The 8,605-nt window shown below is 62.6% G+C and carries 9 protein-coding genes and 1 tRNA gene; 5 read left to right on the top strand and 5 right to left on the bottom strand.

Going from position 1 to position 8,605, the window contains the following annotated elements; translation table 11 throughout:
- The 4 genes from GZH79_RS19040 to GZH79_RS11590 form a co-directional block, all read right to left on the bottom strand.
- Positions 1–537, bottom strand: a 537-nt coding sequence (locus GZH79_RS19040) for a DNA polymerase III subunit delta' (protein ID WP_349291192.1), incomplete at its 3' end; no start/stop codon positions are given.
- Positions 534–1,157 carry a dTMP kinase gene (gene tmk, locus GZH79_RS11600; protein WP_211643947.1) on the bottom strand — a complete coding sequence of 208 codons (624 nt, stop codon included), beginning with the start codon at positions 1,155–1,157 and terminating at the stop codon, positions 534–536. The genes tmk and GZH79_RS19040, both read right to left, overlap by 4 nt.
- Complete coding sequence (locus GZH79_RS11595) at positions 1,154–2,362, bottom strand: D-alanyl-D-alanine carboxypeptidase family protein (RefSeq protein ID WP_211643946.1); 1,209 nt, start codon at positions 2,360–2,362, stop codon at positions 1,154–1,156. Before GZH79_RS11595 ends, tmk begins: the two co-directional genes overlap by 4 nt.
- Before the next feature lie 18 nt (positions 2,363–2,380).
- A complete protein-coding gene (locus tag GZH79_RS11590) occupies positions 2,381–3,202 on the bottom strand; it encodes an SPOR domain-containing protein (RefSeq protein ID WP_249219136.1) in 822 nt (273 codons plus the stop codon).
- Positions 3,203–3,421: 219 nt separating this feature from the next.
- Between GZH79_RS11590 and GZH79_RS11585 the strand changes: the two genes are divergently transcribed.
- The 5 genes from GZH79_RS11585 to GZH79_RS11565 all read left to right on the top strand — a co-directional run bounded on the left by GZH79_RS11585 (position 3,422) and on the right by GZH79_RS11565 (position 7,601).
- A tRNA-Ser gene (locus GZH79_RS11585) sits at positions 3,422–3,511 on the top strand.
- A 143-nt stretch (positions 3,512–3,654) separates the two neighbouring features.
- Entirely contained in the window at positions 3,655–3,861 is a 207-nt protein-coding gene (locus tag GZH79_RS19035; RefSeq protein WP_211643945.1) for a helix-turn-helix domain-containing protein, read from the top strand.
- Between the two features lie 365 nt (positions 3,862–4,226).
- Positions 4,227–5,891, top strand: a complete 1,665-nt coding sequence (locus GZH79_RS11575; RefSeq protein WP_211643944.1) for a phospholipase D-like domain-containing protein — start codon at positions 4,227–4,229, stop codon at positions 5,889–5,891.
- Positions 5,892–6,136: 245 nt separating this feature from the next.
- Positions 6,137–6,394, top strand: coding sequence for a hypothetical protein (locus GZH79_RS11570; RefSeq protein WP_211643943.1), 258 nt, complete (start codon positions 6,137–6,139; stop codon positions 6,392–6,394).
- Between the two features lie 10 nt (positions 6,395–6,404).
- Positions 6,405–7,601 (top strand): hypothetical protein, encoded by a 1,197-nt coding sequence (locus GZH79_RS11565; protein WP_211643942.1) that lies wholly within the window; start codon positions 6,405–6,407, stop codon positions 7,599–7,601.
- A gap of 151 nt (positions 7,602–7,752) precedes the next feature.
- On the opposite strand, the gene GZH79_RS11560 is transcribed toward GZH79_RS11565, so the two are convergent.
- Positions 7,753–8,605, bottom strand: an 853-nt coding sequence (locus GZH79_RS11560) for a calcium/sodium antiporter (protein ID WP_249219135.1), incomplete at its 5' end; no start/stop codon positions are given.

The raw sequence follows: 8,605 nt of genomic DNA, 5'->3' as shown, positions 1-8,605 counted from the left end.
CAAAAGCGACGTCCGTGCAGGCGGTTCTTCCAGTTCTTTCAGGATGGCGTTGGCCGCTGCGCGGTTCATTTCGTCGGCGGCGTCCACGATCACGACGCGGCGGCCGCCGTCGGTGGACGACATCTGGAAAAAGCCTTTCATGCCGCGCACCGTATCGACGGTGATGTCGGCGCGCAGCGCGCCGGTCTTGTCATCCACAGGACGCCGCAGGACATACAGCCGGGGATGCGCGCCTGCCGCAATCAGCCGGGCGTCGGGGTTTTCGGGGTCGATATCCAGTGAAGTGACCGGGGGCGGATCCCCAAAAAGACCGCCGCCAGCATCATCGCGCTGCGCTAGAAGAAAGGTTGCAATTTTCCACGCCAGCGTGGCCTTGCCGACGCCGCGCGGTCCGGTGATCAGCCAGCCGGAATGCAGGCGGCCCGCGTTGAAGGCATCCAGAAAATCGGCGACGGCGGCATCTTGGCCGATCAGGCGGCGTGCGTCGCGCGGATGCGGCGCGCCCGCGATGCGGTCTGGTTCGGGCAGGTCGGTCACAGGCGCTGCGCGATATCGGCGGCGACGGTGTCGGCGTCGCGATTGCCGTCGATCAGGATGCAACGGTCAGGGTGGTCGCTTGCCAATTCAAGAAAGACGGCGCGCACCCTTTGTTGCAACGACAATCCCATGTCTTCGAACCGCTGTTCTGCCCCGGTGCGGGCCAGCCCGCGGGCCAGTGCGGTCGCGGGGTCCATATCAATGACAAAGGTTAAATCGGGTTCAACACCGATCGTCAAAGCGTGCAACTGGTCGACGACCTCGCGCAGATCGCCACGCGCCGCCCCCTGATAGGCGCGGGTGCTGTCGGCAAACCGGTCGCAGATCACGATCTGTCCGGCGTCGCGGGCCGGTTGGATCGTCTTTTCCAGATGGTCGCGGCGGGCTGCGGTGAACAGCAACAGTTCGGTCATGGCCGACCAGCGCCCGGGATCGCCGGTCAGCACCAGATTGCGAATTTCCTCTGCCCCCGTGCTGCCGCCGGGTTCACGGGTCAGCACCACGTCGTGCCCTGCGTCACGCAGGCTGTCCGCAAGCCGCTTGGCCTGCGTGGACTTTCCGGACCCGTCGATGCCTTCGAAGGTGATAAAACGGCCGGATGCGGGGCCGGCATCAATCATGCCGCGTCTTCAGGTTCTGCCGGGGTTTCACCTGTGGTGGTGGCGCTGTCAGCCGTTGCTGAACTGACTTTTGCCAAAAGTACCTTTGCGGCGGTGCGCAGCCGGGGCATGAATCCGCCGCGCGCCACGTCAGCGTCGGCCACCAGTGGGATGCGCTTGTCCGGCAGGCCGTCGATTTCGATAATCAATTCGCCCAGCGTTTGACCGGCGATAATTGGGGCCTGCACGGGGTCGTCAAACTGCACACGGGCATCCAGACTGTCGCTTTCCAGAACCGGAAGTAGCAGACGCAGGTCTTCTGCGACGGTCAGGCCGATTTCGTCGGTTTCACCCATCCAGACATCGGCGGTAGCAATCCGCGACCCAGCGGTTGCCACATCGCGTTCCGCGAATTGCCGGAAGGCCCAGTTCAGGATCTTTTCTGATTCCTGCGCGCGTTCGGCTGGCGAATCCATGCCGGTCAGCACAAATATGACGCGCCGACCGTCCTGCGTGGCAGAGCCGACCAAACCATAGCCCGCTTCCATGGTGTGTCCGGTTTTCAGCCCGTCCGCCCCCAGACCAAGTCCCAGGATCGGGTTGCGGTTCTGACTGTTCGACGGCACGCGGCCATCAAAGGCAAATTCACGTTCGGCAAAGATCGGATAGAAGGTTGGGAAATCCACGATCAGACGCTCTGCCAGAATGCCAAGATCGCGCATCGACATTTCATGCCCGTCCGCAGGCCAACCGCTGGAATTGCGGAACGTCGAATTGTTCATGCCCATTTCGCGCGCCCGCGCGGTCATCATCCGGGCAAATCCCGCTTCGGTGCCATCGGGTGACAGCGCTTCTGCCAGCACCACACTTGCGTCATTTCCGGACAGCACGATCACGCCGCGCAACAGGTCTTCGACGGTGACGCGATCCGTGGTGTCCAGAAACATGGACGATCCGCCATAAGACGCGGCTTCAGCGGACACGGGCAGTTCTGCGTCGATCTGCAAGCGCCCGTCTGCGACCGCTTCAAACGCCATATAGATGGTCATCAGCTTTGACATGGATGCAGGTGGCAAGGGCCGATCGGCGTTCTTGTCCAGCAGCACGGTGCCAGTGGTCATGTCAAAGACGTAACCAGCTTCGGCCTGCGTTTCGAATTGTTGTGCCGCAACGGACGTACCAGTCAGTGCTACGACAATGGCGAACAGGTGAAACAGGGCAGGCATAGGATGGATCCTTCGGGGCTAGTTGGTGACCGCATAGGCATCGTTGAACCCCAGCGTCTTGACCTTTTCCAGCACGGCGGCGCGGTCGGCGGCGGTCGGGGCAGGGCCGACGGTGACACGGTAGAATGTCTTGCCTTGGCTTTCCTGCGTCAGCACGTTGGCCGACAGGCCATCATTGCGCAGGGCGATGGCGGTGTTTTCTGCATTTTCCGAAATGCTGAAAATCCCGATCTGGATGAACGGTTTATCAAGGCCGGATGAGGTCACGGGTGCTGCTGCAACAACGGGCGCCGCAGGTGTGGGCAACGCGGCGGGGGCGTCGTCCAGCGGTTCGGCTGCAATGACCTCTGGCGCGTCGAAATCGGTGATGGCTGTTTCGGTGGGTGCGGGGGCTTCTTCACGGCGCAGCGCCACGACATTCAACTGAACGGGGCTGCCCGCCAGCATGCCCAGTTCTTCTGCCGCGTCGGACGACACTTGCAGCGCTGGACCGGGGTTTTCGCGTTCGCGCCGGAACAGCGCACCGATCACGAACCGCCCATTGGCCGTGTTGCGGATGATGACGCGTTCGGGGTCCGTGACCGATGGATGTGCGACCCAGACACCGCCCAGCGATGGACGACCGTCCCACAACCCCTGTTCTGTCAGGTTGAAAACTTCTGGTGCTTCGATATCACGGGTGGTTCCACCGTCGCCGGGTGCGACGATGGGGGCTGCACCGGTGTCGGCGGTGCCGTTGCCAAAGGACGGCAGGTTGTCACATGCCGACAGCGCGACCGCACTGATGGCCATCGCGGCCCATGTCGTGCATTTCAGTGTCGCCTGAAAAACCGATACCATTGCTCGCCCCCTTGTTCTGGTCGCCCTCTGGCCGCTTTGCACGGCACTGTGTCGGGTCCACCTTTTGTTTTCGGCGCGGCAGACGCCGTCCGTTATTCCAGCGGACTTTAGCGCCGTGTTCGCATGAAAGAAAGACAAAGCGGCCTGCGTATCGGCGGATTTCCTCAACCTGTGAACTTGCTTGTCCACGGACAATCATCGCATTATGAGGGCCACAACGGAGGCTTGGCAGAGTGGTCGAATGCACCGGTCTTGAAAACCGACGAGGGTGAAAGTCCTCCCAGGGTTCGAATCCCTGAGCCTCCGCCATAACTAAATTTGGGCCTTCCCATCAATAATCCCACCAATAAAAGTTTGAATCAGAAATTTTAGAAATCCACGTAATCCCATCCGAGTGGCGGCTATAACGTAAGTGCCCACTTACACCAGCCATCCGCGAACGGGATTTCAACGTGGTTCAGACTGTCCATCTTAATACCAAACAGGTCGCCGAACGCCTCGGCGTCTCGCTCGACTCCATTTACCGCTGGAAGCGCGACGGTGCCTTTCCGGCCGCTGTCAGGCTGAGGCCGGGCGACACCCGGTGGCGCTTGGTCGACGTCGAGGCCTGGGAAACGTCGCGGACGTCGTGCTTCGCGACCAGCTTCGGCGGCCTTTAGCCTGCCCTGATCTGATGGCTCGAGGCATGCGCGTCGCACCAGCATCCGTACGACCCCTCCAATTACAGCAAATCCCTGTACACTCGGAAGGCGCAGTTTACGCCGCCGCCGCGTGTCAGATCGGAGGTGGCGGAACAAGCTGCAAAGATCAAGCGGCTGAAGCGGGAGCTGGCCAACGCAGAAAGGCAGGACGTGTTTGACGACTGAGATGCTCTACAACCCCACACGCAAACGCGCCTACGACCAAATGCGATAGGGCCAGCCTCATGATTCATCGCAAAATCCCGGATCAAATCTGCGCGTTCGCCGTTAAGTCCGTGACCAGTGGTCGGAACCGCCGACGAAAGACACACAAGAGGACAGCCATGCCGACGACCCATGACCAAGCCGACTCCTTGATCCGACCGGGCGAGACATGCTGGCGCGTGGCGCCCGCGAGCCGCTTCGCCCTGATCGTCGATGCGGCCGACTACTTTGTACACCTGCGCGCGGCGCTGGCCCGTGCCGAACGGGCGGTCTATCTGATCGGCTGGGATTTCGACCTCCGCATCGAGATGGTGCCGGGCAAGAGCGACGCAGAGGGCAACGCGCCCGACGGCTTGCCCAACCGGCTTGGCGAATTTCTCAAGGCGTTGGTGGACCGGCAGCCCGCGCTGCACCTGCATATCCTGAAGTGGGACGGCGCGATGATGACCCAACTCGCCACCCAGGCTTGGGAGACAATGAGCCTTAAGATGGCGTCAAAGCGCATCCGCCTTGCGCTTGACAGTCATCACCCGGCCGGCGCCTGTCATCATCAGAAGATCGTGGTGATCGACGACCGCCTTGCCTTCTGCGGTGGGATCGACGTGACGACCGGGCGTTGGGACACGCGCGACCACGCACCGGACGATGACGGCCGGATCGATCCTGACGGCGCGTTGCACCAACCCTGGCACGACGTGACCACCGCGCTCGAAGGTCCGGTCGCAAAGGATCTTGCCGCGTTGTCGCGCAATCGCTGGCAAGCAGCAACCGGAGAGGAATTGCCAGTGCCGCAATCCGGCAGCACCCCGCTATGGCCGGACGACCTCGTACCAGACATCCACGACGTTGACGTCGGCATCGCCCGCACGATGCCGCGCTATCGCGGCGGCCCGCTGGTGAACGAGATCGAGAAGCTCTACCTCGCCGCGATCCATGCCGCCCGTCATACGATCTATGTCGAAAGCCAATATCTTGCTGCCGGCTCGCTTTGCGAGGCGATGGAGGCGCGGTTGGCCGACCCGGTCGGACCGGAGATCGTCATCATCAACCCAGAGTCGGCCCAGAATTTCCTCGAGGACGAAGCGATGCATTCGGTGCGCTCCCGCATGATCGAGCGCCTGAGGGAGGCGGAGGCGCGCGGTGGCGGCGGGCGCTTCTCGATCTTCCATCCTGTCAACGCGGATGGCACGCCGATCTACGTCCATGCCAAGGTGTTCGTGATCGACGGCCGGTTTCTCAAGATCGGATCAAGCAATATCGACAACCGCTCGATGGGCTTTGACACGGAATGCGACATGGCCATTGAGGCCGCTTCGGACACGCAGACCGCCCTGATCCGTAACTTCACCCTTTCGCTGCTGGCCGAGCATCTGGCATGCACCCCGGACGCGGTGCAGGCGGCGTGGGAGGAGCAAGGCTCGCTCATTGGCGCGATAGAGGCGCTGCAGACCCCCGAGGGGCGGAGCCTGCATCCGGTCGAGCCGCAGCCACTTGACCCGCTGGAACGTGCGCTGGCGGACAGCCGCATCCTCGATCCGCGATACTGGCCACAGAACCGGGTGCACCCGAAGGACCGCGTGAAGCATGCCGCGAAACGCGCCATCGAACCCAATCATCTGGAGGCCGCCAGCCTTGGCACGATCCTTTTGGCGGCGGGGGGCATGGCGTTTGGCATTTGGGTCGGACGCCGGATAATGCGTGCCCGGCGGCGGCAACTCGCAGCGCCCGCTATCATCACCGACCGGACCTTCCGGCCATCCGTGCCGCGCGCGCCACGAGGTTGAGGGTCTCGCGCACCGGGTGGACGGCGGTCTGCGGCAAGCTGCGCTGCTGCACGTCATCCGGTCGGGAACGGTAGCTGGGATGGGCCGGCTGCTTCTCTGGCTGTTTCATCGCCCTCTCCCCCAGGGTCATGGCGCTGATCCACGCCTCGCGGAAACAAAAACTGGCCGGCGACGCATCGGCACCAACATCAGAAACCGCCACATGCCCAAGGCGTTTTCGGCACCGACACCGGAAGGAAATAATCATGGCTATTCTGACCAGACTTCTCGACGCGCTCGGTCACTTCACGGCGGCCGCGGCGGATTGGTTCTGGTATCTTTCGCGAAGCCGAAGTCTGCGCCGGGTATCTCGGTTCGAAGAACGCGACCATGCTGACTTGAACCGGATCATCACCGCCTTTCGCCGCGCATCGATGCTCAATCTTCAGGCTGCCATGGCTGCTGCGGCAACCGCTACGGCTCTTGCGATGCGGTTCCGGGCAGATCTCGCGGCACCGATTTGAAGGAGCGGCCATGCGACAGAGTTCGAACGAGCAGGAGACGCCCCCGACGGCTGAGTTACGTCCCAAGGTGGAAATCGGCTGGCTTCTTGAAGGCGATCTGACGTCCGAAAAGCGTGAGGCTGCCCGAACGGCCGCTGCCGCCGTGCAAGGCTCGCTCGCCGCCTGCATGCCGGATTTCGACTGGGTGACCGAGACGCGCGACCGCCCAGAGGCGGCCGAATTCGGCCGGATCGAACCAGTACGTCTTCTTGATGTGGCCGAGGCTGATCGCGACCTGCGAGGTTGGGACTTCGTCTTTGTCGTCACGGCGCGAGAGCTTCACGGGCGAGAGCTTTCGCGTGTCCTCGGCATGACGTCCGGCATCTTTGCGACGGCGCTCATCTCGACGGCCTTCCTTGATGATCCAGAGCATCAAGACGCGCCTCTTGCCTCACGAATCCACGCCTTTGCCATGCACCTCTTCGGGCGCCTTAACGGGCATGTCCCGCATCGTTCCGATACATGGTTGCGTCAGGTGGAAAACGCGGAGGATCTTGACGGAATGGACGGATTCAAGCCGGCGGTGGTGGCTGACCTTTCGAAGCGCATGGAAGAGGTCGCCGACCTTCGGGTCGAAGAGATGTGGCAAGAGCGGCAGGGCAGCATTGGGTTCTACGCGCGCTCGCTTTGGCAAAACCGAAGCGCGCTTCCCAGAGCGATCCTGCGGATGCGCCCTTGGAGCTTCCCGCTGAAGCTGCGGCGCCTAACGACGGCCGCCGGTTCGGCGCTCGCCGTCCTCGTCATGACGGCGGAATCCTGGGAGGTGGCTGCCAATCTCTCGGCCGCTACTATCGTTGTTCTCTCGCTCGCTGCCGTTGCGGTCACCAGCGTCTACCTCATCAGGGTCCAGCACCTTGTTGCGTCCCGGCAGGGACCGCTTCGCGAGCAGCGGGTGGTAAGCATCGCTGGGACGGTCATCGCCGTCGGCGCGGGCATGGCCGTGACCTATGCCGCCGTCTTCGCCTTGGCTTTCATTCTTGCGGTTGGCCTGTTCGGCGATCCGCTCATCGCGTCGTGGACAGACGTATCAAGCGCAGAGACAGCTTCCGTCCGCATCCGCCTGTCTGCGCTGACCGCCTCGCTCAGCGTCGTCATCGGTGCTCTTGGGGCATCTTTCGAACCCTACGGATACTTTCGCCACGTGACGCAGATCGACGACGAGATTTGATTGCATATCGGTTGGCGATGTCCGCACCAGAGCTCAGCGCATCGACGCCAGCACAGATTGTCGATCCGCGAGGTGATCGGTCTGGTCATGGCGCGGGTCTGCTCATGCCAGCCTGACGATCAACCCGTGCAGCACGTCCGCGTCGAGCAGATTACTGCGCGAAATACACGTAGACGACATACAGGATCAGCAGTCCCACACCCAGCACGCGTCCGACAATCGGTCGCGTCAGCAGCAGAGCAGCGAACAGCACGGACGCCGCGATCATCACAGGCAGGTCGAACGTCAGGAACCGCGCCTCAACGGGGATGGGCGCGATCAGCGCCGTGACGCCGAGGATGCCCAGCACGTTAAAGATGTTCGACCCCACGATGTTGCCGATGGCGATTTCTGACTGTTTGCGGAAGGCTGCGATGATCGAGGTCGCCAGTTCCGGCAACGACGTGCCCACGGCCACGATCGTCAGGCCGATAAACGCTTCGGAAAGGCCAAAGTCCCGCGCAATGTCTGTGGCGCCCGTGACGAGGAAGCGCGCACCGAAGATCAGCACGACCAGCCCGCCGACCACCCACAGGACAGACACCGGTATCGACTTGGGCACTGTGCCGTCCACATCATCCTCGGCCGCGTCACCCGGCTGCAGATAGGCCCAGACCAGATAGCCGATCAGGCCCGCCAGCAGTAGGAACCCCGTCAGCCGTCCCATCTGCCCGGTCACGAAAATCGGGACCAGCACCAATGCCGCCGCGATCATCACGCCTGTGTCCCGCTTCAGCGTGGCGCCCGACACGCGGATTGGCCAGACCAGACAGGTCAGGCCACCGATGAGCAGGATGTTGGCGATGTTCGATCCGACGATATTGCCGATGGCGATGGCCGGCACATCGTTCAGCGCCGCCTGCACCGATACCAGCAGCTCCGGCGTCGATGTGCCAAAGCCCACGACTGTCAGGCCGATCAGCAAAGATGACATGCCAAGCCGTTTGGCAATGCCGACGCTGCCC

This window comes from Loktanella sp. SALINAS62 (genome assembly GCF_018263905.1).
Taxonomy (GTDB): Bacteria; Pseudomonadota; Alphaproteobacteria; order Rhodobacterales; family Rhodobacteraceae; genus Loktanella.
The sequence above is the reverse complement of the archived record's forward strand: the minus strand, read 5'-3'. Positions and strand labels throughout refer to the sequence as shown.